The sequence below is a fragment of the Halomonas kalidii genome (genome assembly GCF_030010475.1).
Lineage (GTDB): Bacteria > Pseudomonadota > Gammaproteobacteria > Pseudomonadales > Halomonadaceae > Halomonas > Halomonas heilongjiangensis.
Window position 1 is genome coordinate 357,819 of sequence record NZ_JASCQN010000054.1, and the last position, 25,193, is coordinate 383,011.

At 67.5% G+C, this 25,193-nt stretch carries 24 protein-coding genes; 15 read left to right on the forward strand and 9 right to left on the reverse strand.

Annotation, left to right across the window (positions count from 1 at the left end; all coding sequences use genetic code 11):
• Positions 1–16: 16 nt before the first annotated feature.
• The 9 genes from QLQ85_RS22180 to QLQ85_RS22220 all read left to right on the forward strand — a co-directional run bounded on the left by QLQ85_RS22180 (position 17) and on the right by QLQ85_RS22220 (position 9,610).
• Positions 17–829, forward strand: a complete 813-nt coding sequence (locus tag QLQ85_RS22180; RefSeq protein WP_282740973.1) for an IclR family transcriptional regulator — start codon at positions 17–19, stop codon at positions 827–829.
• Between the two features lie 90 nt (positions 830–919).
• On the forward strand, positions 920–1,837 hold the full coding sequence (locus QLQ85_RS22185; protein WP_282740974.1) for a VOC family protein: 918 nt from the start codon (positions 920–922) through the stop codon (positions 1,835–1,837).
• 308 nt (positions 1,838–2,145) lie between these two features.
• On the forward strand, positions 2,146–2,610 hold the full coding sequence (locus tag QLQ85_RS22190; RefSeq protein WP_326521393.1) for a cupin domain-containing protein: 465 nt from the start codon (positions 2,146–2,148) through the stop codon (positions 2,608–2,610).
• A gap of 20 nt (positions 2,611–2,630) precedes the next feature.
• Positions 2,631–3,464, forward strand: a complete 834-nt coding sequence (locus tag QLQ85_RS22195) for an alpha/beta fold hydrolase (protein ID WP_282740976.1) — start codon at positions 2,631–2,633, stop codon at positions 3,462–3,464.
• A 9-nt stretch (positions 3,465–3,473) separates the two neighbouring features.
• Complete coding sequence (locus QLQ85_RS22200) at positions 3,474–4,268, forward strand: SDR family oxidoreductase (protein ID WP_282740977.1); 795 nt, start codon at positions 3,474–3,476, stop codon at positions 4,266–4,268.
• A 20-nt stretch (positions 4,269–4,288) separates the two neighbouring features.
• The gene (locus tag QLQ85_RS22205; RefSeq protein WP_282740978.1) at positions 4,289–5,086 is read left to right on the forward strand and encodes an aspartate dehydrogenase; all 798 of its coding nucleotides are present in this window, start codon (positions 4,289–4,291) and stop codon (positions 5,084–5,086) included.
• A gap of 17 nt (positions 5,087–5,103) precedes the next feature.
• Complete coding sequence (locus tag QLQ85_RS22210) at positions 5,104–6,570, forward strand: aldehyde dehydrogenase (protein ID WP_282740979.1); 1,467 nt, start codon at positions 5,104–5,106, stop codon at positions 6,568–6,570.
• Positions 6,571–6,610: 40 nt separating this feature from the next.
• Positions 6,611–8,242 carry a thiamine pyrophosphate-binding protein gene (locus QLQ85_RS22215; RefSeq protein ID WP_282740980.1) on the forward strand — a complete coding sequence of 544 codons (1,632 nt, stop codon included), beginning with the start codon at positions 6,611–6,613 and terminating at the stop codon, positions 8,240–8,242.
• 153 nt (positions 8,243–8,395) lie between these two features.
• Positions 8,396–9,610, forward strand: a complete 1,215-nt coding sequence (locus QLQ85_RS22220) for a DcaP family trimeric outer membrane transporter (RefSeq protein ID WP_282740981.1) — start codon at positions 8,396–8,398, stop codon at positions 9,608–9,610.
• A 188-nt stretch (positions 9,611–9,798) separates the two neighbouring features.
• On the opposite strand, the gene QLQ85_RS22225 is transcribed toward QLQ85_RS22220, so the two are convergent.
• The 7 genes from QLQ85_RS22225 to QLQ85_RS22255 all read right to left on the reverse strand — a co-directional run bounded on the left by QLQ85_RS22225 (position 9,799) and on the right by QLQ85_RS22255 (position 17,434).
• On the reverse strand, positions 9,799–11,004 hold the full coding sequence (locus tag QLQ85_RS22225; RefSeq protein WP_282740982.1) for a multidrug effflux MFS transporter: 1,206 nt from the start codon (positions 11,002–11,004) through the stop codon (positions 9,799–9,801).
• Between the two features lie 114 nt (positions 11,005–11,118).
• Positions 11,119–11,763, reverse strand: a complete 645-nt coding sequence (gene maiA / locus QLQ85_RS22230) for a maleylacetoacetate isomerase (RefSeq protein ID WP_282740983.1) — start codon at positions 11,761–11,763, stop codon at positions 11,119–11,121.
• Between the two features lie 240 nt (positions 11,764–12,003).
• The gene (locus QLQ85_RS22235) at positions 12,004–13,038 is read right to left on the reverse strand and encodes a fumarylacetoacetate hydrolase family protein (protein WP_282740984.1); all 1,035 of its coding nucleotides are present in this window, start codon (positions 13,036–13,038) and stop codon (positions 12,004–12,006) included.
• 72 nt (positions 13,039–13,110) lie between these two features.
• The gene (hmgA, locus tag QLQ85_RS22240) at positions 13,111–14,418 is read right to left on the reverse strand and encodes a homogentisate 1,2-dioxygenase (RefSeq protein WP_282740985.1); all 1,308 of its coding nucleotides are present in this window, start codon (positions 14,416–14,418) and stop codon (positions 13,111–13,113) included.
• Positions 14,419–14,431: 13 nt separating this feature from the next.
• Positions 14,432–14,644 (reverse strand): DUF2783 domain-containing protein, encoded by a 213-nt coding sequence (locus tag QLQ85_RS22245; RefSeq protein WP_282722404.1) that lies wholly within the window; start codon positions 14,642–14,644, stop codon positions 14,432–14,434.
• Positions 14,631–16,379 carry an FAD-dependent oxidoreductase gene (locus QLQ85_RS22250; protein ID WP_282740986.1) on the reverse strand — a complete coding sequence of 583 codons (1,749 nt, stop codon included), beginning with the start codon at positions 16,377–16,379 and terminating at the stop codon, positions 14,631–14,633. The genes QLQ85_RS22245 and QLQ85_RS22250 overlap by 14 nt, the downstream gene beginning before the upstream one ends.
• A gap of 86 nt (positions 16,380–16,465) precedes the next feature.
• Positions 16,466–17,434 (reverse strand): MBL fold metallo-hydrolase, encoded by a 969-nt coding sequence (locus QLQ85_RS22255; protein ID WP_282740987.1) that lies wholly within the window; start codon positions 17,432–17,434, stop codon positions 16,466–16,468.
• A gap of 401 nt (positions 17,435–17,835) precedes the next feature.
• Between QLQ85_RS22255 and QLQ85_RS22260 the strand changes: the two genes are divergently transcribed.
• The 6 genes from QLQ85_RS22260 to glnA all read left to right on the forward strand — a co-directional run bounded on the left by QLQ85_RS22260 (position 17,836) and on the right by glnA (position 23,272).
• Positions 17,836–18,885 (forward strand): TRAP transporter substrate-binding protein, encoded by a 1,050-nt coding sequence (locus QLQ85_RS22260; RefSeq protein ID WP_282740988.1) that lies wholly within the window; start codon positions 17,836–17,838, stop codon positions 18,883–18,885.
• Between the two features lie 19 nt (positions 18,886–18,904).
• Positions 18,905–19,444, forward strand: coding sequence for a TRAP transporter small permease (locus tag QLQ85_RS22265; RefSeq protein ID WP_282740989.1), 540 nt, complete (start codon positions 18,905–18,907; stop codon positions 19,442–19,444).
• Entirely contained in the window at positions 19,441–20,736 is a 1,296-nt protein-coding gene (locus QLQ85_RS22270) for a TRAP transporter large permease (RefSeq protein ID WP_282740990.1), read from the forward strand. Before QLQ85_RS22265 ends, QLQ85_RS22270 begins: the two co-directional genes overlap by 4 nt.
• A 51-nt stretch (positions 20,737–20,787) precedes the next feature.
• Positions 20,788–21,300 carry a MarR family winged helix-turn-helix transcriptional regulator gene (locus QLQ85_RS22275; protein WP_282740991.1) on the forward strand — a complete coding sequence of 171 codons (513 nt, stop codon included), beginning with the start codon at positions 20,788–20,790 and terminating at the stop codon, positions 21,298–21,300.
• Between the two features lie 128 nt (positions 21,301–21,428).
• Positions 21,429–21,563: a hypothetical protein gene (locus QLQ85_RS22895; protein WP_407650434.1), complete on the forward strand. Its 135-nt coding sequence runs from the start codon at positions 21,429–21,431 to the stop codon at positions 21,561–21,563.
• Between the two features lie 296 nt (positions 21,564–21,859).
• Positions 21,860–23,272, forward strand: a complete 1,413-nt coding sequence (gene glnA / locus QLQ85_RS22280; RefSeq protein ID WP_282740992.1) for a type I glutamate--ammonia ligase — start codon at positions 21,860–21,862, stop codon at positions 23,270–23,272.
• A gap of 99 nt (positions 23,273–23,371) precedes the next feature.
• Here the strand turns inward: glnA and QLQ85_RS22285 are convergent, their stop codons facing one another.
• Positions 23,372–24,208, reverse strand: a complete 837-nt coding sequence (locus QLQ85_RS22285; protein WP_282722396.1) for an IclR family transcriptional regulator — start codon at positions 24,206–24,208, stop codon at positions 23,372–23,374.
• A 122-nt stretch (positions 24,209–24,330) separates the two neighbouring features.
• Positions 24,331–25,113, reverse strand: coding sequence for an enoyl-CoA hydratase (locus tag QLQ85_RS22290; RefSeq protein ID WP_282740993.1), 783 nt, complete (start codon positions 25,111–25,113; stop codon positions 24,331–24,333).
• Positions 25,114–25,193 lie beyond the last annotated feature (80 nt).

Here is a 25,193-nt window from a genome sequence, read left to right on the forward strand (position 1 = left end):
ATGGAGAGAACGCCTCATGAGTGACAAAGACGCGCGCAAGTATCTGATCCCCGGCCTCGAGCGGGGTCTGACGATCCTGATGGAGCTGAGCCGCAACCATCGCGAGATGAGCTTCGCCGAGATCGCCAAGCGGGTGGACATCCCCAAGGCCACCGCCTATCGGGCCATCCAGACCCTGGAGTACATGGGCTTCCTGCGTCGTCACCCGACCACCGGCCTCTACTCCCTGGGGGTCAACGTGCTGCGGCTGGGCTTCGAGTACGTCGCCTCCCTGGACGTGGTGCAGGTGGGGCAGCCGGTGATCGAGTCGCTGCGCGATGCCACCGGCTGCTCGAGCCACATCGCCATCCGCGACGGCCAGGACGTGATCTATGTGGCACGGGTCAGTGCCGCCAACGCCACCATTCGCCGGGTCAGCGTGGGTACCCGCCTGCCGGTACACCGCACCTCCCTGGGCCGGATGCTGCTCACCGGGTTGAGCCGCGAGGAGTTCGAGGCGCTCTACCCCGACGACGAACTGCCCGACGGCCAGCCGGGCGCGCCGGCCAGTCGCGAGGCACTGTGGGAGCTGGTGCAGGAGGATCGCCGGCGCGGCTATGTGATCGGCGAGTCGTTCTTCCAGTTCGGCATCTCCTCGATCGTCTACCCGCTCTACAACAACGACGGGGAGATCGAGGCGGTGGTCAGCATCATGGTGCCGATGCACGAGATCCCCGCCGAGGAGCGCGAGCGGCTGCGCGGCCAGGTAGAAGAAGCCGCGGCCACCATTTCGGGCCTGCTGGGCTATCACGGCGGTGCCGCGAGGCGAGAGAGGCAGGGGGACGCTTGAGTCCGCCCCTGGATGGGCATCAGACGCCCGGCGCCAAGGCGCGGGGTTGATCAATGACAAGCGCGTCGAGCGACGCAGGAGTGTATGAGCATGAGCATCGTTGGCATCGAAGCGTTGGAGTTCGGCGTGGAGGACCTCGAGGTCGGCAAGCGATTCGTGACCGACTTCGGGCTCTCCCCGGTGGACGAGACGACCTTTGAAACCCTCAATGGTGCGCGCCTGAGCCTGGCGCCGCTGGATGACCCCGCCTTGCCACCGGCCTTCGAATCCGGCCCGACCCTGCGGCGCATGACCTGGGGGGTGGCCGACCAGGCCGCGCTGGATGCCCTCAAGGTGCGCCTGGGCAACCAGCCGGGCTACGTCGACCGGGGCGAGGCCATCGAATGCCGTGACCCCAACGGCATGACGGTGGCCGTCCGCGTCAGCCGACTGCGCGGGGTGGAGCTCGAGGTGACGCCGATCAATCAGTACGGCGACATGCGCCGTGTCGATGCGCCGAGCCCCGTCTACGAGCGCGCCACCCCGGTCGGCATCGGCCACGCGGTATTCTTCGTCGACGACCTGGAGGCCACCGAGGCCTTCTACCGCGACAGGCTGGGCTTCGCGGTGTCCGATCGCTATACCGACCGTGCCGTCTTCCTGCGCATGCAGGCCCGCGGGGGCCATCACAACCTCTTCCTGCTCAAGCTGCCCCACCGTGGTGCCGGCCTCAACCACGTGGCCTTCACCGTGCGTGATATCCACGAGGTGATCGGCGGCGGCCTGGCCATGAACCGCAAGCAATGGAGCACCTTCCTCGGCCCGGGACGCCATCCGATCTCCTCGGCCTACTTCTGGTACGTCAACAGCCCGCTGGGCGGTGCCTTCGAGTACTACACCAACGAGGACTACCTCACCGAGGCCTGGGTGCCCCGTGAGATGCAGCACTCCCTGGAGTCCTTTACCGAGTGGGCGGTGGAGGGGGGGATCGACGCCGAGACCCGCCGCCAGAAGAAGGCCGAAGCCTGATCCCCGCGCCGATAACGAACTCCCGGTGAAGTAAGGCAGATAATAAAAGGAAGTTGAATCACCCGAGATAAACGCGACCACTTCCCTATATAACGAGACCGCCAGAGACGGAATCGATACCGATGGAAAGGACCAGGCCGAGATGCCCGACGTTGGCGTCCAGGGGATCGCTTTGTCTCGATTCACGTAAATCAGGTGCTTTGACACCACTTGGCACCGAATGAGAAGTGACCCAAGAAGAGGAAACGACGATGTCAGAGATGCTGGAAACCTGGAAAAAACCTGCAGACGCCACTTTCGAGTCGTGGATGCAGACGCGTATTGCCCGCTTCAAGGGGCGCAAGTACGACTGGAACGCGCTGAAGTTCCAGGCCGATTATGACCCCAAGTATCGCCGCGCCCAGATGCGTTATATCGGCACCGGTGCCACCGGGGTCAAGGACGATGCCAATACCATTCCCGCCGAGCACTTCACCTTCTCCACCATGGTGCTGCCGTCCAAGTGTGAAGGGCCGCTGCACGTGCATGACGACGTGGAAGAGGTGTTCTTCGTGCTCAAGGGCACCATCACCCTGTTCCTCAAGGATGGCGACGACACCATGGAGACCGTGCTCGAGGAGCGCGACGTCATCTCCATTCCACCGCGCATCTACCGGGGCCTGTTCAACCACGGTGAGGAAGAGGCGTTGATGTGCGTGATGCTGGGGACCCACAGGCCGCAGATCCCCACCTATCCGGACGACCACCCCCTGTCCAAGGTCAAGCGCAACTGAGCGAAGCGAGGAGGACCACCGTGGACGCCAAACGCCTCACTCTCGACAGCGGAGCCCAGTGCTACCGCGAGCAGGCGCGGCCCGAGCCGGCCCCGACCCTGGTGCTGCTGCACGGCATCAGCTCCAGCGCCGGCTCCTGGGCAAAGCTCGCCGAGTGGCTGCCCGGCTACCGCCTGCTGGCCTGGGATGCCCCGGGCTACGGCGACAGCCATCCCCTGGCGAATGAGGCGCCCACGGCCGCCGACTATGCCGAGCGCCTGGAGGCCTGGCTGGCGGCGCTGGGCGTCGAGCGCTGCGTGCTGGTGGGGCACTCCCTGGGCGCCATGATGGCCGGCGCCTACCTGGTGGCCTATCCGGGCCGGTTGGCCGGGGTGGTGCTGGCGGACCCGGCTCAGGGCTACGGCGATGCCGAGCCCACCAGGCGCGACGAGGTCTATCGCAGCCGCTGGACCCAGCTCGAGGCCCAGGGCCATGCCGCCTACGCCAGGGCCCGGGCGCCGCGGCTGCTGCGCGCGGGCGGCGATCCCGCGGACATCGCCCGGGTCGAGGCGGAGATGCACAAGCTGCATGTCGAAGGCTTCGCCCGGGCCGGCTGGATGCTGGCCAACGACAGCCTGGGGCGCTACCTGCCGGTGGCGCCTGCGGTGCCCGCCCTGGTGATCTGCGGCGACGAGGACCGCATCACCCCGCCCGAGGACGTCCGGGCCCTGGCCCGCCGCCTGGCGCTGCCCTACCGCGACATCCCGCGGGCCGGTCACGCCAGCTACATCGACGCTCCCGCGGCTTTCGCCCGGGCCATCGACGACTTCGCCCGTCCGCTGCTCGGCGCGGCCGACTCTGCAGAGAAACCCTAGGAGCTCCCCATGAGTTTTCTGATCGAACAACGCGTCGCCGTGGTCACCGGCGGCTCCTCGGGGATCGGCCTCGAGACCGTGCGCTTGCTGCTGGCCGAGGGGGCCCGGGTGGCCTTCTGCGGTCGCAACGCCGAGCGCCTCGAAGCGGCCCGGGCGGCGCTGCTGGAAGCGTTCCCCGACGCCGAACTGCTGGCGATGGCCTGCGATGTGCTGGACGAGGCCTCCTGTGCGGCCTTCGCCGCGGCGGTGGAAGGGCGCTTCGGTGGCGCCGACATGCTGATCGCCAATGCCGGCCAGGGCTACGTGGCCCACTACGACGACACCCCCAAGGAGGCCTGGCTCGCCGAGGCCAACCTCAAGCTGTTCGGGGTGATCAACCCGCTGAACGCCTTCCGGGGCCAGCTGGCCGCCTCCGAGATCGGCTCGCTGACCTGCGTCAACTCCCTGCTGGCCCTGCAGCCGGAGCCGCACATGATCGCCACCTCGGCGGCCCGGGCGGCGCTGCTCAACCTGACACATTCACTCGCCCACGAGCTGGTCGATGAGGGCATCCGCGTCAACTCGATCCTGCTCGGCATGGTGGAGTCGGGCCAGTGGCGGCGGCGCTTCGAGGCCCGCGACGATCCGTCGCTGAGCTGGGAGCAGTGGCTCGCCGGCATCGCCACCAGGCGCGGCATCCCCATGAAGCGCCTGGGGCGTCCCGAGGAGCCGGCCCGCGCCCTGGTGTTCCTGGCCTCGCCGTTGGCCTCCTTCACCACCGGTGCCGCCCTGGACGTCTCCGGCGGCTTCAACCACCACCTCTGAGCCCCGAGGAAAGCCCTTTCATGACAACCAAACGCTTGATGATCATCGGCTACGGGGCCATGGCCCGCGAAGTGCACCGGCTGCTGCCGACGGGCCTGACACTTTCCTGGGTGGTGGTGCCCGCGGCCCAGGTGGCCGCCACCCGCGAGCGGCTGGGCGCGGGGGTCGAGGTACTGACCTCGGTCGCCCAGTGCGAGGGTCGCCCCGACCTGGTCGTCGAGTGCGCCGGCCAGCCGGGGCTCGCCGAGCACGGCGAGGCGGTGCTCGCCCGCGGCCTGCCCCTGGCCATCGTCGCCACCGGCGCCCTGGCCGACGAGGGGCTCTACGGCCGCCTGCGCCAGGCCGCCGAAGGCGGCGGCGGACGCATGCTGGTGCTCTCCGGCGCCGTGGCCGGCATGGACGGCCTGGCCGCCGCCCGGGAGGGTGGGCTGGACAGCGTCACCTACGAGGCCTGCAAGGCGCCGCGCAGCTGGAAGGGCAGCCATGCCGAGACCCTGGTGGACCTGGACGCCCTCAGCGAGGCGACGGTCTTCTACGAGGGCACCGCCGGCGAGGCCGCACGCCTCTTCCCGGCCAACGCCAATGTGGCGGCCACCGTCGCCCTGGCCGGCATCGGCATGCAGGCCACCACCGTGCGCCTCACCGCCGACCCGGCGGCCACGCGCAACACCCATCGGATCCACGCCCAGGGGCGCTTCGGCGAGTTCCGTATCGAGCTCAACGGCCGCCCCCTGGAGCACAACCCCAAGACCTCGATGCTCGCCGCCCTGTCGGTGGTCCGCGCCTGTCGCCAGGCGCTCGACCCGGTGACGGTGTGAGCGACGGGAGAACGATCATGACGCAACCGATCTTCATCGCCGGCGAATGGCGACAGGGCCGCGGCGACCCCCTGGCTTCCACCTTTCCTGCCGACGGCTCCGTGACCGCGCGGCTCAACGCCGCCAGCCTCGCGGATGTCGAGGAGGCCATCGAGGCCGCCGACGCCGCCTGGCGCCGCCCCGAGTGGCGCGGCCTGGTGCCCCACCAGCGGGCCACCATCCTCTACCGGGTCGGCCAGCTGATCGAGTCGCGTGTCGAGGAGCTCGCCGCCCTGCAGACCCGCGACAACGGCAAGCCGCTGGCCGAGACCCGGGCCCTGGTCGCCAGTGCCGCCGGCACCGCCCGCTACTTCGCCGCCGCCTGCGAGACCCTGGAGGGCGAGCTGCCCACCCAGCGCAGCAGCGACCTGATGACCCTGAGCACCTACGAGCCGCTGGGGGTGATCGCCGCCATCACCCCCTGGAACTCGCCCATCGCCAGCGAGATGCAGAAGATCGCCCCGGCGCTGGCCGCCGGCAACGCGGTGGTGGTCAAGCCCGCCGAGGCTACGCCGCTGCTGGCCCTGAAGCTGGCCGAGCTGTTCGAGGAGGCGGGGCTGCCCAAGGGGCTGCTCAGCGTGCTGCCGGGCCGCGGCCGGGTGGTCGGCGAGGCCATCGTGTGCCACCCCAGGGTGCGCAAGATCTCCTTCACCGGCGGCACCAGTACCGGCCGCCACCTGGCGCATATCGCCGCCGACAAGCTGATCGGCACCTCCCTGGAGCTGGGCGGCAAGTCGCCCACCATCGTCTGCGAGGACGCCGACCTGGAGGAGGCCGCCCAGGGCATCGCCTACGGCATCTTCAGCTCCGCCGGCCAGGCCTGCATCGCCGGCTCGCGGCTCTTCGTCCCGCGCGGGCGCTACGACGAGGTGATGGGGCGGCTGCTCGAGATCACCCAGGGCCTGCGCGTCGGCCATCCCGAGACCCCCGGCGTGCACCTGGGGCCGCTGATCAGCCAGGCCCATCGCGACGCCGTGGCCGCCTACGTCGACCAGGCCCGCGCCGAGGGCGGCCGGGTATTGTGCGGCGGAAAAGCACCGGATGCCCCCGAGCTGGCCGATGGCAGCTACTACCTGCCCACCATCATCGAGGGGCTGGCCCACCACAGCGGGGTCTGCCAGGAGGAGATCTTCGGTCCGGTGCTGGTGGCGCTGCCCTACGACGACGAGGACGAGCTGGTGGGGCTGGCCAACGACAATGTCTTCGGCCTGGCCGCGGGCATCTGGAGCGCTGACTACCGCCGCGCCCTGCGCCTGGCCGCCCGGCTCGAGGCCGGCACGGTGTGGATCAACACCTACAAGAAGTTCGCCATTTCCACCCCCTTCGGCGGCTTCAAGGAGAGCGGCCTGGGGCGCGAGAAGGGGCGCCAGGGCATCCAGGCCTACATGCAGCAGAAGAGCCTCTACCTGGGGCTGGGCAGCGAGCCCATGGGCTGGTCGAACTGAGCCGATTTGCACGCCGATCACACAACGACAGGAATTCACCATGAGTACCATCACCGTAGGCGAAGCGATCGCCCGTACCCTAGAAGCCTATGCGGTCTCCGCCGTCTACGGCGTCATCTCCATCCACAACCTGCCGATCGCCGACGCCATCGGCCGCCGCGACCGGATCCGCTTCGTGCCGGCCCGCGGCGAGGCCGGTTCGGTGACCATGGCCGACGCCCATACCCGGGTGGGCAGCCTGGGCGTGGCCCTGACCAGCACCGGCGCCGGCGCCGGCAACGCCATCGGCGGCCTGCTCGAGGCGCTCAATGCCGGCACCCCGCTGCTGCATATCACCGGCCAGGTGGAGAAGGCCTACCTGGACCGCGACGCCGGCTTCATCCACGAGACCAAGGACCAGCTGACCTTCCTCAAGGCCAGCTCCAAGGCCGCCTATCGGGTCTGCACCCCTGAGCAGGCGGTGCCCCTGCTGCATCGCGCCATCCGCGAGGCCATGACCCTGCCGCGTGGGCCGGTGAGCCTGGAGATTCCCATCGATATCCAGGCGAGCCAGGTCGAGTGGCTGGAGACGGCCCCGGTGGTGCCGGCCGCCCCGGCGCCGGTGAGCGACGCTGAGATCGACGCCCTGGCCGCGCGCCTGAAGGCGGCCAAGCGGCCGCTGCTGTGGATCGGCGGCGGCACCCTGGAGGCCGGCGAGGCGGTCGGGCGCCTGGCGGATGCCGGTATCCCGGTGGTTTCCAGCACCCATGCCCGGGGCGTGTTGCCGGACAGCCACCCGCGCAGCCTGCGCGCCTTCCATAACGCCGCCTCGGTGGAGGCGCTGCTCGCCGAGAGCGACCTGATGCTGGTGGCCGGCTCGCGGCTACGCAGCAACGAGACCAGGACTTACTCCCTCGCGCTGCCGCGGCCGCTGGTGCAGATCGATATCGATCCCGCCGCCGCCCATCGCAACTACCGGGCCGACGCCTTCCTGTGCGGCGACTGCGGCGATGTGCTGACGCGCCTGGCCGAGCGCCTGGAAGGTCGCCGGCCGGAGGCTGCCTATGACGCCGCCGTGGCCGAGGCGGTGCAGCAGGCCGAGCAGGCGTTGCGCAGTCAGGTCGGCGAGTACGCCAAGCTCAGCGATGCGGTACGCGCCGCCCTGCCCGAGGACGGCATCTTCGTACGCGACATCACGGTCTCCGGCAGCACCTGGGGCAGCCGCCTGCTGCCCATCGAGCGGCCGCTGACCAACATCCACTCCCTGGCCGGCGCCATCGGTCTGGGCCTGGCCCACGGCATCGGCTGCGCCGTGGCCCGGCCCGAGCGCAAGGTGGTCACCCTGGTGGGCGACGGCGGCCTGGCGCTGGGTCTCGGCGAATTGGCGACGATGGCCCAGGAGAACCTCGACATGACCCTGGTGGTGATGAACGACGGCGGCTACGGGGTGATGCGCGGCATCCAGGAGAAGTACTTCGAGGGACGCCAGTACTACAACGAGTTGCACACCCCCGACTTCCAGCGACTGGCCGAGGCCATGGGCCTCGGGTGCTGGAGGGTCAGCCACGGCGACGACTTCGCCACGGTGCTGGCCGAGGCGGTGGGCCATCCCGGCCCGACCCTGGTGGAGGTCGACATGCCCAGCGTCGGCGAACTGAAGTTCTCCGGCCCGCCGCAGAAGACGCTCTACTGATCGATGCCTGACCTGACGATCCGACCTCCGGTCCGCCGGGGGTAGGGGAAGCCTTGGCCTGAAGACGACACACGGGAGGTGGCAACGACGACAACAACGCAGTGGAACCGACAACAACAGTCCTGACATTCGAGTTCAAGAGGAACGTCTCAAATGAAGTACAACAAGGTTATTACGCTGGCCATCATGCTGCCGGCGGGGGTGAGTGTTGCCGCAACGTCACAGGCCTACGATGTGGTGCCCGCCGGAGAGCCGGTGGTGACCGGGGAGCCGAGCCGTGTCGGAGCGCCCTGGAATCATCGCAGCACCTTCAATATTCCCGGTACCAACACCGACGTGGCCTTCGGTGGCTATATCAAGCTGGATGCCTTCTACGACTTCGATTTCGACCAGGGGGACAGCACCGACCCGCTGGCGCTGCTCAATCCTGCCAACCGGACCGATGGGCGCACCAACTTCACCGCCAAGGAGTCGCGGCTCAACTTCCGCACCCAGACGCGGACCGATCACGGCACGGTGAGCACCTACCTGGAGGGTCACTTCCTGCCGGATGGCAAGTTCAACCTGCGTCACGCCTACGGGGAATTCGGTGGTTTCCTGGCGGGCCAGAGCTGGACCAACTTCATGCACTTCCTCGGCACGCCGCGGAGCCTCAAGCTGGGCGGCCCCATTGGCTATGCCACCGGCCGCCCCTCCCAGGTCCGCTATACCCACCGCAGCGGCCCCAACACCTTCGCGGTCTCCCTGGAGGAGCCCTCCTTTGCCCTGTCGCCCATCGGCAGCGCCGGGGTCGATACCGAGAATCGGCTGCCGACCCTGACCGCCCGCTACCAGTTCAGCCAGACCTTCGGTATCTCCGCCCTGGTCAGCGAGTTTTCCACCAACGAGGCCACCAGCGGCGTCGACGAGCGCACCATCGGCTACGGCGTCGCCGCCCAGCTGGCCCTGCCGCTGGGCAGTGCCACCACCTTCAAGGCCAACGCCACCGTCGGCAGCGGCCTGGGCAGCTACCTCAGCTATGTGCCGGATCCCGTGGCCGGCGGACGCACCCCGGACGCCTATGTCGACGCCGATGGCTCGCTCAAGAGCGTCGACGCCCAGGCCTACGGGATCTCCCTGGAACACCGCTGGAGCGCCGACTGGTCGAGCGCCATCGGGGCCTCGCGCTTCAGCCAGGACCTGCCCGAGGAGATCGCCGGCTTCCAGGCCGGGCTGGACCGGGTGCAGTACTCCTATGCCAACCTGATCTGGGACATCAACGACCGCCTCGCCACCGGCATCGAGTACCAGCACTCGGACATCGAGCGAGTCAACGGCGAATCCGACGACGCCCACCGCATCCAGGCCAGCGTGCAGTTCCAGTTCTAGCCGCCTACCGGGGTGCGGGCACCGCTCGCCCAGGCCTCGTGCCCCGAGGCTTCCTTGACGCTTGCTCTTCGTGCCGATGGCTTCGCCGTTGGCACTTTTTCGTTACGGGAGGGAGCGGGCGACGGCGAAGACGCCCCGTGCCATCGTGACACCCCGGCCCCAAGGCCGGTCTCATACCGACGTCGAGGCTAGTCGGCGGCGGCCATGGTCCGGGGAGCCGACTTCACCAGCCCCCGATAGGCCACCAGCGCCAACCCACCGCCGAGACCGATGGCGATGGCCATGGTGTGCGAGGTGCCGTCGTGGAACTGGCCGACCAGGCCACCGACCACCGCGGCGATGGTCATCTGCAGGAAGCCGAACAGCGAGGAGGCGGCCCCGGCACACTGCGGGTTGGGGGCCAGGGCCCCGGCCATGCTCTGGGGCATGACGATGCCGAAGCCGACCATGAACAGCATATGGGGGGCGATCACCGCCCAGGGCGAGAAGACGCCGAGCAGCGCCAAGACGGCCATGGTGCCGCCGCCCAGGGCACACATCCGGGTGCCCAGATGGATCAGGCGGTCGTGGCCCAGGCGGCGGCTGTAGCGCCCGCTGAGCAGGGTGCCGGCGAAGAAGCCGCCGACGATCAGCGCGAAGAGCATGCCGTAGAGGGTCGGCGCCACGCCCATGAACTCGATCAGCACGAAGGAGGAGCCGGAGAGGAAGGCGAACATCCCGGCGAAGGCGGCGGCGTTGGTCAGGGTATAGCCGACGAAGGCGCGCTGGCCGAGCAGCATGCGGTAGTTGGTAAGTATCGCGCGCGGCGCGATGGACTGGCGGCGCTCCACGGGCAGCGGCTCCGGCATCAGCCACGCCAGCACCGCCAGCATCACCACGGCATAGAGTGCCAGCAGCACGAAGATCGACTCCCAGCCGAAGAACAGCAGCAGGCCGGCGCCCACCACCGGGGCCAGGGCGGGGGCCAGGGCCATGGTGCTGGCCATGTAGGAGAGCACCCGACCGGCCTCCAGGGGGCCGTAGATGTCGCGCACCGCGGCGCGTCCCAGCACCGGGCCGGCGGCACCGCCCAGGGCCTGCAGGAAGCGCCCCGCCAGCAGCCACTCGACGCTGGGGGCGAAGGCGCACAGCAGGCTGGCTACCAGGAAGAGCGCGAAGCCGGCGATCATCACCGGCCTGCGGCCGAAGCGGTCGGAGAGCGGACCGCAGAACAGCTGGGCCAGGGCGAAGCCGGCCATGTAGAGGCTCAGGGTCAGCTGTACCTGGTCGGGGCCGGTGCCCAGCGCCTCGGCCATGGCCGGCATGGCGGGCAGGTACATGTCGGTGGCCAGCGGGCCCAGCGCGGTCAGCGCCGCGAGTACCGCCACGACGGCGGGGGAGGTCAATCTCAGCACCCGGGTCTCCTTGGGCGCGCCGAGGCCTCGGCGCGCCCTGCAGTGAGGGAACGAGAAGCGGGTGCGGCATCCGTCGGAATGCCGCGCCCACATCGTTAGCTCGCTTATTGTAACTCAGCTCGCGTCCGGCTGCTCGTTGGGTGCCGCCTGCTGGAAGGCGGGAAGGGCCCGGCAGTTGGCGGCGATGCGCCGGATCCGCGGGTAGGTGGAGAGGTCGCACTCGAAGCGCTCGGCGTTGAACACCTGGGGTACCAGGCAGACGTCGGCGAGCGTCGGGGCGTCGCCGTGGCAGAAGTCGCCGCTGCCCGCCTCCCGGGAGAGCATCGCCTCCAGGGGGTCGAAGCCGGTGGTCACCCAGTGGCGATACCAGGCCTGCTTGGCTTCATCGTCCACCTTCAGTTCATGGACCAGGTACTTGAGGATGCGCAGGTTGTTGAGCGGATGGATCTCGCAGGCCACCAACTGGGCCAGGGCGCGCACCCGGGCCCGCTCTGCCGGCTCGAGCGGCAGCAGCGCGGGACTGGGGTGGAGTTCCTCCAGGTATTCGCAGATCGCCAGCGACTGGGTCAGGGTGGTGCCGTCGTCGGTGACCAGCGCCGGCACCAGCCCCTGGGGGTTATGGGCGCGGAAGGTCTCGCTGCGCTGCTCGCCCTTCACCAGATTGACCGGGACCTGGTCGTAGGCCAGGTCCTTGAGGTTCAGGGCGATGCGCACCCGGTAGGCGGCCGACGAACGGAAATAGCCGTAGAGCATTGTCATATGCCTGCTTCCTTTGCCAGGGGAGCACTGACTTGCTGCTGCGCTCGACGACCCACATGGATGTGGGAAGTGCGTTGGTTCGTCGGGAACGAACCTAGCCATCCTGGCCGCCGGCGGTGCCGAAGCGTCGGACCGTCGCAATCCTCATTGAGCAAACTGTCAACTCCGGTTGCTGTGCTCCGGCGGCGACCAGCCTCTCATCGCTCGCGACACAAATCAGCGCCCCCCAGGGTGTAGTGCTCAGTGTGGCTGATATTTCACCACCTGCTGATCGATGGCACCGAAGATGCTGTTCCCCGCGGGGTCGAACATCTCGATGCGTACCCGGTCGCCGAAGCGCATGAACGGGGTCTTCGCCTGGCCATGCAGGATCTGCTCGACCATGCGCACCTCGGCCAGGCAGCTGTAGCCCACGCCGCCGTCACTGATCGGCTTGCCGGGGCCGCCGTCGGCGTCGGGGTTGGAGACGGTGCCGGAACCGACCACGGCACCGGCGCCCAGGTAGCGGGTCCGGGCGGCGTGGGCCACCAGCTCGGGGAAGCCGAAGATCATGTCCGGGCCGGCCTCGGGCTCGCCGAACTTCTCTCCGTTCAAGTGCACCGTGAGCGGCAGGTGGACGCGGCCGTCCCGCCAGGCGTCGCCCAGCTCGTCGGGGGTCACGCAGACCGGCGAGAAGCTCGAGGCGGGCTTGGCCTGGAAGAAGCCGAAGCCCTTGGCCAGCTCGCCGGGGATCAGCCCGCGCAGGCTGACGTCGTTGACCAGCATCACCAGCTTGATGTGGCCGGCGGCCTGCTCGGGGGTCACCGCCATGGGCACGTCGTCGGTGATCACCGCGATCTCGCCCTCGAAGTCGATGCCGTGCTCCTCGCTGACCGCCTCGATGTCCTCGGTCGGCGCCAGGAAGCGGTCGCCGCCGCCCTGGTACATCAGCGGGTCGGTCCAGAAGGTCTCGGGCATCTCGGCGTTGCGCGCCTGGCGTACCAGCTTGACGTGGTTGAGGTAGGCGGAGCCATCGGCCCAGTGGTAGCTGCGCGGCAGCGGCGAGTGCAGGGCGCCCTGGTCGAGGGCGAAGGCGCCCTCGACCTGGCCCTCGTTGAGCTGGGCGTAGCGCGCCTCGAGTTTGGGACTGACCGCATCCCAGGCCTCGATGGCCTGCTGCAGGGTGGCGGCGATGTCGGTGGCGGAGACGGCGCGGGTCAGGTCGCGGGAGACCACGATCAGTTCGCCGTCGCGGCCATGCTCTTTCGTGTCCAGCTTGAGGGTGGCGAGTTTCATCTTGTCTCGATCCTTGTCGTCAGGGGCGAGGCCCGTTGAACCTCGCTCGGCATGTGTTGAGGGTAGTCCGGATCAGGCTTGGTTCGGGTCGAAGTGCGAACGCAGGGTCGACCAGACATCCACGTAGTCGCGCTGGCGGAAGTCGGCCTCGAGCGCGGCCTCGGTGGGGTGGTAGACGTAGCGGCTCTCGAACATGAAGGCCAGGGTATCCGCTTGATATTGCGGTGCCAGCTCGGCATGGCTGGCCTTCTCGAAGGTCTCGGCATCCGGGCCGTGGGGCGACATGCAGTTGTGCAGGCTGGCGCCGCCGGGCAGGAAGCCCTCGGCCTTGGCGTCGTACTCGCCGTGGATCAGGCCCATGAACTCGCTCATCAGGTTGCGATGGAAGTAGGGCGGGCGGAAGGTGCCCTCGGCCACCATCCAGCGTGGCGGGAAGATCACGAAGTCGAGGTTGGCCATGCCCGGGGTGTCGGAGGCCGAGGTCAGCACGGTGAAGATCGACGGATCGGGGTGGTCGAAGCTCACCGTGTTGATGGTATTGAAGCGGGCCAGGTCGTACTTGTAGGGCGCCACGTTGCCGTGCCAGGCCACCACGTCGAGGGGCGAGTGGTCGAGCCGGGTCGCCCAGAAGCGGCCGGAGAACTTGGCCACCAGCTCGACGTCCCCCTGAACGTCCTCGTAGGCGGCCACCGGGCTCAGGAAGTCGCGGGGGTTGGCCAGGCCGTTGGCGCCGATCGGGCCCAGGCCCGGCAGTTCCAGGGGGCTGCCGTAGTTCTCGCAGACATAGCCGCGGGCGGCGTCCGTGCCCTCGGCCAGGCGCACCTGGAACTTGATGCCGCGGGGAATCACCGCGATCTCGCCGCCCGCCACCTCGAGCTCGCCGAGTTCGGTGCGCAGGCGCAGGGTACCGAGCTGCGGCACGATCAGCAGCTCACCGTCGGCATCGTAGAAGAAGCGCTCGGTCATGTCGTGGTTGCAGGCGTAGACGTGGACGCCGCAGCCGGTCTGGGCGCCGGCATCGCCGTTGACCGCGATGGTGAGCAGGCCGTCGACGAAGTCGGTGGGCCCATCGGGAATCGGCAGCGGATCCCAGCGCATCTGGTTGGGATCGGCGGCCGGTCGGGCCAGCGGCGAGGTGGCGACGTTGCGCTCCGGCAGCGGTCGATAGGCGGACTGGAGCACCGAGGGGCGGATGCGATAGAACCAGCTGCGCAGGTTCTGATGGCGCGGCGCGGTGAAGGCCGAGCCGGTGTACTGCTCGGCATAGAGACCGTAGGCGCAGCGCTGGGGCGAGTTCTGGCCCTCGGGCAGGGCGCCGGGCAGGGCCTCGGTGGCGAAGTGGTTACGGAAACCGCTCTGGTACTGAAGATCGCTGGTCATCTGGAGTTCCTCGCTATTGTTCGCTGGCCGTGTCGGCCACCTGACCGGCGATGGCCAGGGCCTCCTCGAGCACCTGCTGGTCGCCGACATGGTTGGCCAGCAGCAGGATCAGGCGGGCGTTGATGCGCTCGCTCCGTGCCTCGCTGCATTCGCGATGCAGCTCGGTCAGCGCGGCGTAGAAGGCGTCCGGGTCGGTGAAGTTGGGGGACAGTTCAAGCCGTGGCATGGTGGCCTCCCGGGGTGTTGGAATTAGTGTCGCGACGAGATTCGCGAAGGGTATCGAGATGGGCGCCCAGGGCATGGTCCACGGCGTCGCCGACGGCCTCGGCGGTGACCTCGGCCCAGCGGGCGGTGACATGCTGGTCGGGGCGGATCAGGTAGCCGGCACCGGCACGCAGCCCGTAGCGCTCGCCGACCAGTCCCTCGGCGTCCTCGATCACCACGCTGCGCGGCAGCTGGGTCAGGGCATGGGGGGTGGGGCCGACGAGCAGCAGGTCCAGGTCGGCCTGGCGATCCAGCAGCCCCTCGAGGTCGGCGCTCAGCGCCTCGGCCTCGGCGGTACCGACCCGGCCGTCGAGGAGCAGTACGAAGCGGTCGCCGAGCCGGTTGAGCAACCAGGCGTCCTCCCCGGCCAGACGGATCGGTGCATCCTTGGCCGGGCTGCCGGGGCGTAGCTCGCGGGGGAAGCCCTCGGCGCCTGGGCCGTTGAGGGGGGAACCGTCGTAGCGGCAGGGCAGCGACAGCCGGCCACTGTTGACCAGGCGGCGGGCGAAGGGATAGTGCTCGGCGAGCTCCAGGGTGGTGTCGCGGAACAGCCGGCTGATACGACTCTTCGGGGTGATGAAGTCGGTCGCCCGGGTCGAGTTGAGGATGTTCTCTTTCGCCCCCTGCTGACGCTCGGTGTTGTAGGTCGCGAGCAGTGCCTCAGGGGCCTGTCCCTTGAGCACCCGGGCCAGCTTCCACGCCAGGTTGTCGGTGCTCTGGATGGCGCCGTTGGCACCGCGGGCGCCGAAGGGCGAGACCTGATGGGCGGCGTCGCCCATGAACACCACCCGGTTATGGATGAAATCGTCCATCATGCGGCAGCGGAAGGTGTAGACGCTGGCCCACTCCAGCTCGAATTCCACCTCTTCGCCGAGCATCGCCTGCACTCGGGGGCGGATGTTCTCCTCCTTCTTCTCCTCCTCGGGGTCGGCGTCCCAGCCCAACTGGAAGTCGATGCGCCAGACGTTGTCCGGCTGCTTGTGCAGCAGCACCGACTGGTTGGGGTGGAAGGGCGGGTCGAACCAGAACCAGCGCTCGGTGGGGAAGTCGGCCTTCATGATGACGTCGGCGATCAGGAAATGGTCCTGAAAGACCTGGCCCTTGCTCTCGAGGTGCAGCATGTCGCGGATCTTGCTGTTGGCGCCGTCGGCCACCAGCAGGTAGTCGCAGTTGAGGCGGTAGTCGCCGTCCTCGGTGGCCACCGCGACCAGGGTGCGGTCCGGCTGGCTGTCCACCGAGGTGACCTTGTGCTTCCAGCGCAGGTCGATCCGTTCGGCAAGCTCGCCGGCGCGGTCGACCAGGTACTCCTCGAAGTAGTACTGCTGCAGATTGATGAAGGCCGGCACGCGATGGCCATCCTCGGGCAGCAGGTCGAAGTCGTAGATCTCGCGTTCCTGGAAGAAGACGCGGCCGTGCTGCCAGGTCACGCCCTTGTCGAGCATGGGCTGGGCGCACCCGAGGCGGTCGAGGATCTCCAGGGTGCGCTTGGCGAAACAGATCGCCCGCGAGCCGACGCTCACGGTGTTGTTGTCGTCCAGCACGACGCTATCGATGCCCTGCTGCGCCAGGTCGATGGCGGCGGCGAGGCCGGTGGGGCCGGCGCCGACGATCACCACCGGGCAGTGGCGAACGTCCGCGCGGTCCAGCTCGGGCGGGCGTCGATACGGGTAGACGGGATTCTTGTAGGTGGTTGGCATGGTTCCTCCGACCGCGGCGGTTCCGGGGCAGGCTTCCACGAACCTGCCTCGGCGCCGCTCGCCAGGCATGGCATGGAAATAGCGGCTTACTGGTTCTCGACGACGTCCTGCAGCGAGTGCCACATCTCGTTGTCACGCTCGGCGGTCCAGATGCGCGGGTCGGGGTGCTCGCCACCGGCCTCGTCATAGCAGCGGGTGATGTCGAACGGCAGGCAGTGATCGAAGATCACCCAGTGACCGTACTTCGGCTTGAGCCTGGCGTAGGTCTCGGCATAGCACTCGGAAAGGGGCTTGCCGGCGGCCTTGCCGGCCTTGACGCTCTCGTACATGTCGGCGAGGAAGTCGCGGGTGCCCTGGATGGCCTCCTGGCACTGTTCCGGGGTCTGCAGGGCGTCGCCGCGGCCCGGCACCAGCTTCTGCGGGGCCATCGCCTGCAGGCGGTCCAGGGTGGCGGGCCAGTCCTCGTGGTAGGCATCCCCGGTGTAGGGGGTGGCGCCGTACTCGACCAGGTCGCCGGAGAACATCACCTGCTCCTCGGGCAGCCAGACGATGGTGTCGCCCTTGGTGTGGCCGCGGCCCAGGTGGATGATGCGCACCTCGCGCTTGCCCATGAACACGGTCAGTTCCTGCTGGAAGACGATGTTCGGCCAGGTCAGGCCGGGCACGGAGTCGACCCCCTTGAACAGGCGCGGGAAGCGGCCGACCTCGGACTCGTAGTCCTGCTGGCCGCGCTCCTCGATCAGCTCGAAGGTGTGCTGGCTGGCGTAGATGTTCTCGGCGTCGTAGGCGGAGGCCCCCAGCACGCGCACGGCGTGGTAGTGGGTCATCACCACGTGCTTGATCGGCAGGTCGGTGACCTCGCGGATCCGGCGGATGACGTCCTGGGCCATGATCGGGGTGGCCTGGGTGTCGATGACCATCACGCTGTCGTCGCCGATGACGATGCCGGTGTTGGGGTCGCCCTCGGCGGTATAGGCATAGAGGCCTTCGGCCAGCTTGGTGAAGCTGATCTGCTTCTCTTCGGTGTCGGCGTGCGAGGCGAATTTCTTGCTCATGGTTCCTCCGGTGTCGTCGGGTCGTCGGGTTTGGCCCCGTCGTCATTGTCTCTGCCATGGGATCGGTCAGTGGCAAGATAATAGTTGCTGTTGAAACTGGTTGTCCAGCCATCACCGCGCCTGCTGGTGATATCACGGCGCCTGGATCTCGATAAGTTACTGTGATAGCTGGAATCTAAGCCGTGATTAGACTTAAGTTTAAGCTGTCATAACGTCTTTGTAGTTGCAAAAGAGACTAATTGGCAGGCAAGGTATCCGCAAATGACGCCGGCTCCGCGGCCTCCGACCGCCGCAGGCCGAGTCGCCCGGCTGGCAACCGCCATCATCGGCGACATCGCGACGATCTCATTACAAGAAGGGGCGGCGCCCTGGCCGCCATCCCGTGACGACGGAGGAGCACAATGAACAAGATAACCGGATTGATGCTGGGCACCCTGACCGCGGCGACCCTGAGTTCGCAGGCCCTGGCCCAGACCACCATCAACGTCAGCAGTTGGGGCGGGCCGAACCACGGTATCAATACCATCGTCTGGCCAACCTGGAAGAGCTGGATCGAGGAGGCCACCGAGGGCCGCGTGACGCTCCAGGTCACCGAGGACCTGGGGCCTCCCGCGGCCCAGATGGCACTGGTCGCCGACGGCGTCGCCGATGCCAGCTGGATCTTCCACGGCCACATGGCAGGGCGCTTCGAACTGACGCAGTTGCCGGAGTTTCCCACCTTCGAGGACTTCTCGTCCGAGGCCGCTTCCGCCGCCTACTGGCGCACTCACCAGGAGCACCTGGCCCAGGCCAACGAGCACAGGGGGTTGGAGGTCATGGCCGTGGGCGTGCATGGCCCCGGCCAGATCTTCACCGCCGAGCACGTCGAGAGCCTCGATGAACTCCCCGGCAAGCGCCTTCGCGTGGGCGGTGGGGTGATGACCGAACTGGCCAATGCCCTCGAGGTGACCGGCGTGGCGCTGCCGCCCACCGGCGTCTACGAGGCGGCTTCCCAGGGGGTCATCGACGGCGCCATGCTGACCCTCGAAGGGCTGCGCAGCTTCCGCGTGGCCGAGGTGCTGCCCAATACCCTGCAGGTCGACGGCGGCTTCTACCGCGGCAGCTTCGCCATCGTCATGAACCCGATGGTCTGGGACCGGGTCTCCGCCGAGGATCGCGAGGCCATCGAGGCGGTCTCGGGAGAGTCCCTCTCACGGCTGTTCGGCTACATGATGGATGTCTCCGACGGGCGCGGTGTCGCCTTTGCCGAGGAACTGGGCAACACCTTTACCCAGGCCTCCGAGGAGGATATCGCCATGCTCGGGAACATCAGCGACGAGCTGATCGACCAGTGGGCCGACAAGGTCAGCCGTGGCGACCTGGATGCCAAGGAGGCGCTGAGCTTCTTCCGTGAGCAGCTGTCCGTGGCGGCAGACGGCGACGGCATCGAATCGCGCGTGGTGCAGGAATAACCCCCGTCAGGAGCCGACCATGACTAGCATGTCGACCCCCTGGTCGCGCGTTGGCCGAGTCATGCAGCTGGGGCTGGAGGGGGTGGCGGGCGCCACCCTCTTCGCCATGATGCTGCTGACCACCGCCGACGTGAGCGGCCGCTACTTCTTCAATTCGCCGATCCTCGGTGCCGTGGAGCTGACCCAGCTGATGCTGGCGGCGGTGATCTTCCTGTCGCTGCCGGTGGTGTGCTGGCGCGAGGAGCACATCAGTGTCGACCTGCTCGACGCGATCTTCCCGGCGCGCTGGATCTGGCTGCGCCAGGTGATCGTCAACCTGATCGTCACCGGCGCGCTGTGGGTGATGGCCGGGCGCGTCTGGGCGCTGGGCGAGCGGGCCTTCGAGTGGGGTGACGTCACCGAATTCCTGCGCATCCAGACCGGTTACCTGATCTATCTGATGGCGATCATGCTGGCGGTCTCCGCGCTGCTTACCCTGGGGCGTGCCGTGCTCTACTTCCTGGAGGGCCTCAAGGTGGTCGAACGCGGTGGGTCGCTGAGCCCGGGAGGCGATCAATGATCGAGTCATTCTACGGCTTCGCCGCCCTGCTGCTGCTGGCCTTCCTGCGAGTGCCGCTGGCGTTCGCCATGGGCATCGTCGGCTTCGTCGGCTTCTACTACCTGACCGGCAACTGGAGCGCCGCCGAGGCGATGGCCGCGCGGCGGGTGGTGGACACCGGCATGGACTACGGGCTGTCGGTGATCCCGCTGTTCATCCTGATGGGCAACTTCGTCTCCCATGCCGGGCTGTCGGATGCGCTGTTCCGGGCCTCCAACGGCTTCCTCGGCCACCGCAAGGGCGGTCAGGCCATGGCCACCATCGTCGCCTGCGGCGGCTTCAGCGCGATCTGCGGTTCGAGCCTGGCCACGGCGGCGACCATGGGCAGGGTCGCCATGCCGCAGATGCGCAAGTACGGCTACAAGGACTCGCTGGCCGCGGCATCGATCGCCGCTGGCGGCACCCTGGGCATCCTGATCCCGCCCAGCGTGATGCTGGTGATCTACGGGATCCTCACCGAGACCAGCATCCGCGAGCTGTTCGCCGCGGGCTTCATTCCCGGGATGCTGGGCATCATCATGTATCTCGCGGCGGTGAAGTGGGTGCTGTGGCGCGACCCCGCGGCCGGCCCGGCCGGCGAGCGGGTGGCCTGGCCTGAGCGGATCGCCGCGCTGAAGAGCGTGGGTAGCACCCTGGCGCTGTTCGTGCTGGTGATCGGCGGCATCTACCTGGGGGTGTTCACGCCCACCGAGGCCGCCGGGATCGGCGCCATGGGGGCCTTCGTGATCGCCCTGTTGCGTCGCGCGCTGACCCCGCGGGTGCTCATGAACGTGCTGATGGACACGGTGCGCACCACCGCGATGCTGTTCGCCGTGGTGCTCACGGCGCTGATCTTCGCCAACTTCATCAACCGCGCCGGGCTGCCGAATGACCTGCTGGCCGTCGTCAACGGGCTCGATGTGGCGCCGTTCGTGGTGATCCTGGTGATCCTGGCGATCTACGTGCTGCTGGGCTGCGTGTTCGAGAGCATGTCGATGCTGCTGCTGACGGTGCCGGTGTTCTTCCCGGTGGTGGCGGGGCTGGGCTACGACCTGGTGTGGTTCGGGATCCTGGTGGTAATCGTGATCGAGATCAGCCTGATCACGCCACCGGTGGGGATGAACGTCTTCGTGCTGCGGGCGGTGCTGCCGGACGTGTCGACGGGGACGATCTTCCGCGGGGTGACACCGTTCTGGGTGGCGGGCACGGCGCGCGCGTTGCTGGTGCTGGTGTTCCCGGGTATCGTGCTGTTCCTGCCGCAACTGCTCTACTGACCTCGCCGGGCAACAGGGCCGGCGTATCGTGATCGACAGGGAGATCGCTGGATGGACCGCAAGCAAGTGCCGCCGGCTCCGGAAGACGCGCGGCAGGGCGTCAACCGGGCAGGACTGCCCACCAAGCCCGAGCTGGACCTCAACCAGTTCCTTCCCTATCGGCTCAACAGCCTGGCCGATCGCATCAGCGACGAACTGGCGAGAATGTACGAGGAGCGCTACGCGCTCAACGTGGCCCAGTGGCGGGTGCTGGCCTGGCTCAGTCACCGCGACCTGCTCAATGCCAAGCAGATCTGCGAGGCGACGCGCATGGACAAGGCGCGGGTCTCGCGGGCGGTGCAGGCGTTGGTGGATCGCGGCCTGATCAGCCGCAGTCCCTCGAGCCGCGACCAGCGGCTGCACGACCTGCGTCTCACCGAGGCAGGCCAGGCACTGCTCGGCGAGCTGATTCCCGAGGCCCAGGCCTGGGAGGCCGAACTGGTGGCGACCCTGACCGCCGGCGAATACCGTGACCTGCTTCACGCCATGCGCAAGCTGGAGCGCCAGCTCGAGCGCATCGGCTAGCGTTGCGGTGCGCACCACAGCGATGCTGTTCGCGGTGATGCCGACCGCGCTGATCTTCGCCAACTTGTTGTAGTAGGACGGCAGGGATAATCCACACCGGTCTCGAAAGGGGCTTTATCGGTGCCGAAGTGGTCAGCTACGACGACTTTATCGCCTACAAGAGCGAGCCGGGTGCGAAAGACGCCGGCAGGTTTGCGGCTGGAAGGCAAGGGCTACATATCGTCAGGGACGAGGGCGTGCTTTACCTCCGTTGCAACCTTTAAAACGCAACGTAGCGCCTGACGACGCTACCGCCCGGAGGCCCCCGGCTATTGCAATATCAGCAACGGGCTATCAATCATCGGCACTTGTGCCTTTGGGCGGGCACTCGTGCCCTTCTCTCTGGCAAAGTTGTCACTCCCGGACTACGCTTATACATTAGCCTAAACAACCATCTCCTCAGCAAGGGCCTTCGAGCCCCTGTGGGGTGTAGAGGACGTTTCCCAACCAACGATACACCGGAAAAGGCACAGCACCTTTATCAATAAGTGACCGTATCGGCCGGTGCGGGAGGCTTGGCATGAATCCGAAACAAGCCCTCGAGTTCTCGAAGGACCAGCATTGCGAAATCGTGGATCTGAAGTTCTCCGATATCCTGGGGATGTGGCAGCATTTCTCCATTCCTGTCAGTGAATTGGATGAAAACGCTTTTGATGCCGGGATCGGCTTTGACGGCTCATCAATCCGCGGATGGCAGGCGATCCACGCCTCCGACATGCTGGTGGTCCCGGACCCGAATACCGCAGTACTTGATCCCTTCACCGAAGTTGCCACGCTCTCCCTGATTTGCGATATCGTGGATCCCGTCACCCGCGAGGCATATAGTCGTGACCCCCGAAATATCGCGCGCAAAGCGGCGGACTACCTGAACAACACGGGCATTGGGGATGTCGCCTATTTTGGCCCGGAAGCCGAGTTCTTCATCCTCGACGATGTCCGGTATGCACAGAACCAACAATGTGGTTACTACTTCATAGATTCGATAGAAGGCCAGTGGAATACCGGGCGGGAAGAGTGGCCAAACCTGGGGTACAAGCCGCGGTACAAGGAAGGATATTTCCCTGTGCCACCCACGGATTCGCTGCAGGACATCCGCTCCGAAATGGTATTGACCCTGGAAAAGCTTGGCTATCGTGTCGAGGCTCATCACCACGAGGTGGCAACGGCGGGACAGGGTGAAATCGACATGCGTTATCTGGCCATCCAGGAAATGGGGGACGGCCTGATGTGGTACAAGTATGTGATAAAGAACGTGGCCCGCCGCCACGGCAAGACCGTCACTTTCATGCCAAAACCGGTATTCCAGGATAACGGGACCGGCATGCACGTACACCAGAGCCTCTGGAAAGACGGTAAGCCGCTGTTCGCCGGCGACGGCTATGCAGGTCTCAGCCCTCTGGCCGTGCACTACATCGCCGGCATTCTCAAGCATGCCCCGGCCCTGGCCGCGTTCACCAATCCCACCACCAACAGCTACCGGCGTTTGGTGCCGGGATTCGAGGCGCCGATCAACCTGGCCTATTCCAGTCGCAACCGTTCGGCAGCGGTACGCATCCCCATGTACCAAACCAATCCCGAGTCGAAACGGATCGAGGTGCGGTTTCCAGATCCTTCATGCAATGGCTACCTGGCATTCTCGGCAATGCTGATGGCGGGGCTGGACGGGATTCAGAGCCGGCTGGAGGTCGGCGATCCCCTCGACAAGGATATCTACTCGATGAGCCGGGAGGAGTTGGCGGAAGTTCCCTCGACGCCGTCCTCCCTGGAAGAAGCCCTGGAAGCGCTGCGAAACGACCACGAGTTCCTCCTCAAGGGCGATGTCTTTACCGAGGACGTGGTCGAGACCTGGATCGACTACAAGATGGAAAACGAGGTTTCCGCCGTGCGCCTTCGCCCCCACCCTTACGAGTTTACCTTGTATTTCGACGCCTGATGGATGCCGCCGGCCCTGAAGTCCGATTCAGGGTGGCCCGATCACACACCGCTTCGGGCTCTCGGCCGGGCGCACCGCGTTTCACGAGGGGGGCTACACTCAGCCGACCGGTTCGGTCTCCGGGAGTCGGCCGCCGAGTCGGGCGGTGATCTCGGCGGCGGTCTCGCGCACCAGCTCGCCGAGCTCCACCAGCCGCGACTCGGGAATGCGGGCCACCGGCCCCGAGACCGAGATGGCCGCCAGCGGGATGCCGTGCTCGTCGTGCAGGCAGGCCGCCACGCAGTGCAGGCCGATGGCGTGCTCCTCGCGATCGCAGGCATAGCCATGGCGGCGGATCCGGGCGAGTTCCTCGCGCAGCGACTCGGGGGTGTGCCGGGTGTTCTCGGTGACCCGGGCCAGGCCGCGTTCGTCGAGGACGCGCTCGAACTCGTCGTCGGGCAGCCAGGCCATCAGCGCCTTGCCCACCCCGGAGGCGTGCAGCGGCGCCCGGGAGCCGAGGCGGGTGATCATGCGCATCATCTGTGGTGATTCGCTCTGGGCGAGGAACACCGCGGTGCTCCCGTCGCGGATGCCGAGGTTGGCGGTCTCGCCGGTCTGGGCGGTGAGGCGTCGCAGGAAGGGGCGGCTGGTGGCCACGAAGTCGCGGGCCTCGAGGAAGCTGTTGCCGATGCGGAAGGTCTTGACGTCGATCTTCCAGAGCCCGAGCTCGTTGTCCTGGGTCACGAAGCCCTGGCTCTGCAGTGCCTGGAGCAGGCGATGGGTGGTCGAGGGCGCCAGGTCGGCCTGCTCGGCGATCTCCGAGAGCGCCAGGCCGCCGGGGCTGGCCGCCAGGCGCTCGAGCATGTTGAGCCCCCGGACCAGTGACTGGCTGTGGCCGCTGGTACTCTTGCCCGATCCGGCGGGTCGCCCCGCCGTTCTGCGCTTGCCTTCGCTCACCTGATGCTCTCCCTCTCGTCCCGCGACAAAAGCCACAGCATACCCCGTCGAGGCAGGACTGTCTCGGTTGCGGAAATGGCTTCCATTCGGTGCCTGCAGCGCTCGTTGTTCACCGCCACGTGCTATCGATGCCGCCAGCGAGGAGCGCGTTTGTCGATGAAGGCGTCGATGCCCTCGCTGGCATCCTCGGCCATCATGTTGCAGGCCATCGTCTCCCCGGCATAGGCGTAGGCCTCCTCCAGCGGCATGCTCAGCTGTCGGTGGAACATCGCCTTGCCGGTACGCAGCGCCACGCGGCTCTTGGCGCAGAGGCTGGTGGTGAGCTCGCCGAGTACCGCGTCGAGGTGGTCGTCCTCGGCGACCCGGTTGACCAGTCCCCAGTCCCGGGCCTGGTCGGCGCCGATGAACTCGCCGGTGAAGAGCATCTCCATGGCTCGCTTGCGGCCCACGTTGCGGCTCAGTGCCACCGCCGGGGTGGAGCAGAACAGCCCGACATTGATGCCGGAGACCGCGAAGCGGGCGGAGCGTGCCGCGACCGCCAGGTCGCAACTGGCCACCAGCTGGCAACCGGCGGCGGTGGCCAGGCCCTGCACCCGAGCGATCACCGGTACCGGCAGGGCGACGATGGCCTGCATCAGCTCGCCGCAGCGGGCGAACAGCGCCTGGTAATAGGCCTTGTCGGGGGTGGCGCGCATCTGCTTGAGGTCGTGGCCGGCGCAGAAGGCCTTGCCCTCGGCGGCGAGCACCACGCAGCGCACGTCCTCGTCGCCGGCCAGCCGGTCGAATTCGGCGCCGAGCGCGGCGATCACCTCCTCGGACAGGGCGTTGAAGTGGCGCGGTCGGTTCAGGGTCAGGGTGGTCACGCCGTCGGTGTCATGGCGCAGTACCGGGGCGTCATCCGGCATGGGGGGATCTCCAGTGAGGGACGGGACAGCCTGCAGCCTAGCGTTCGACAGGCCGTTGTCGACACGCCTGCGACCAAAGT

Excerpts from the sequence above, each read along its gene's own strand:
- QLQ85_RS22180 (WP_282740973.1), top strand. The coding sequence starts at position 17 with ATGAGTGACAAAGACGCGCGCAAGTATCTGATCCCCGGCCTCGAGCGG.
- QLQ85_RS22185 (WP_282740974.1), top strand. The coding sequence starts at position 920 with ATGAGCATCGTTGGCATCGAAGCGTTGGAGTTCGGCGTGGAGGACCTC.
- QLQ85_RS22190 (WP_326521393.1), top strand. The coding sequence starts at position 2,146 with ATGCAGACGCGTATTGCCCGCTTCAAGGGGCGCAAGTACGACTGGAAC.
- QLQ85_RS22200 (WP_282740977.1), top strand. The coding sequence starts at position 3,474 with ATGAGTTTTCTGATCGAACAACGCGTCGCCGTGGTCACCGGCGGCTCC.
- QLQ85_RS22205 (WP_282740978.1), top strand. The coding sequence starts at position 4,289 with ATGACAACCAAACGCTTGATGATCATCGGCTACGGGGCCATGGCCCGC.
- QLQ85_RS22210 (WP_282740979.1), top strand. The coding sequence starts at position 5,104 with ATGACGCAACCGATCTTCATCGCCGGCGAATGGCGACAGGGCCGCGGC.
- QLQ85_RS22215 (WP_282740980.1), top strand. The coding sequence starts at position 6,611 with ATGAGTACCATCACCGTAGGCGAAGCGATCGCCCGTACCCTAGAAGCC.
- QLQ85_RS22220 (WP_282740981.1), top strand. The coding sequence starts at position 8,396 with ATGAAGTACAACAAGGTTATTACGCTGGCCATCATGCTGCCGGCGGGG.
- maiA (WP_282740983.1), bottom strand. The coding sequence starts at position 11,763 with ATGACAATGCTCTACGGCTATTTCCGTTCGTCGGCCGCCTACCGGGTG.
- QLQ85_RS22235 (WP_282740984.1), bottom strand. The coding sequence starts at position 13,038 with ATGAAACTCGCCACCCTCAAGCTGGACACGAAAGAGCATGGCCGCGAC.
- hmgA (WP_282740985.1), bottom strand. The coding sequence starts at position 14,418 with ATGACCAGCGATCTTCAGTACCAGAGCGGTTTCCGTAACCACTTCGCC.
- QLQ85_RS22245 (WP_282722404.1), bottom strand. The coding sequence starts at position 14,644 with ATGCCACGGCTTGAACTGTCCCCCAACTTCACCGACCCGGACGCCTTC.
- QLQ85_RS22250 (WP_282740986.1), bottom strand. The coding sequence starts at position 16,379 with ATGCCAACCACCTACAAGAATCCCGTCTACCCGTATCGACGCCCGCCC.
- QLQ85_RS22255 (WP_282740987.1), bottom strand. The coding sequence starts at position 17,434 with ATGAGCAAGAAATTCGCCTCGCACGCCGACACCGAAGAGAAGCAGATC.
- QLQ85_RS22260 (WP_282740988.1), top strand. The coding sequence starts at position 17,836 with ATGAACAAGATAACCGGATTGATGCTGGGCACCCTGACCGCGGCGACC.
- QLQ85_RS22265 (WP_282740989.1), top strand. The coding sequence starts at position 18,905 with ATGACTAGCATGTCGACCCCCTGGTCGCGCGTTGGCCGAGTCATGCAG.
- QLQ85_RS22270 (WP_282740990.1), top strand. The coding sequence starts at position 19,441 with ATGATCGAGTCATTCTACGGCTTCGCCGCCCTGCTGCTGCTGGCCTTC.
- QLQ85_RS22275 (WP_282740991.1), top strand. The coding sequence starts at position 20,788 with ATGGACCGCAAGCAAGTGCCGCCGGCTCCGGAAGACGCGCGGCAGGGC.
- glnA (WP_282740992.1), top strand. The coding sequence starts at position 21,860 with ATGAATCCGAAACAAGCCCTCGAGTTCTCGAAGGACCAGCATTGCGAA.
- QLQ85_RS22290 (WP_282740993.1), bottom strand. The coding sequence starts at position 25,113 with ATGCCGGATGACGCCCCGGTACTGCGCCATGACACCGACGGCGTGACC.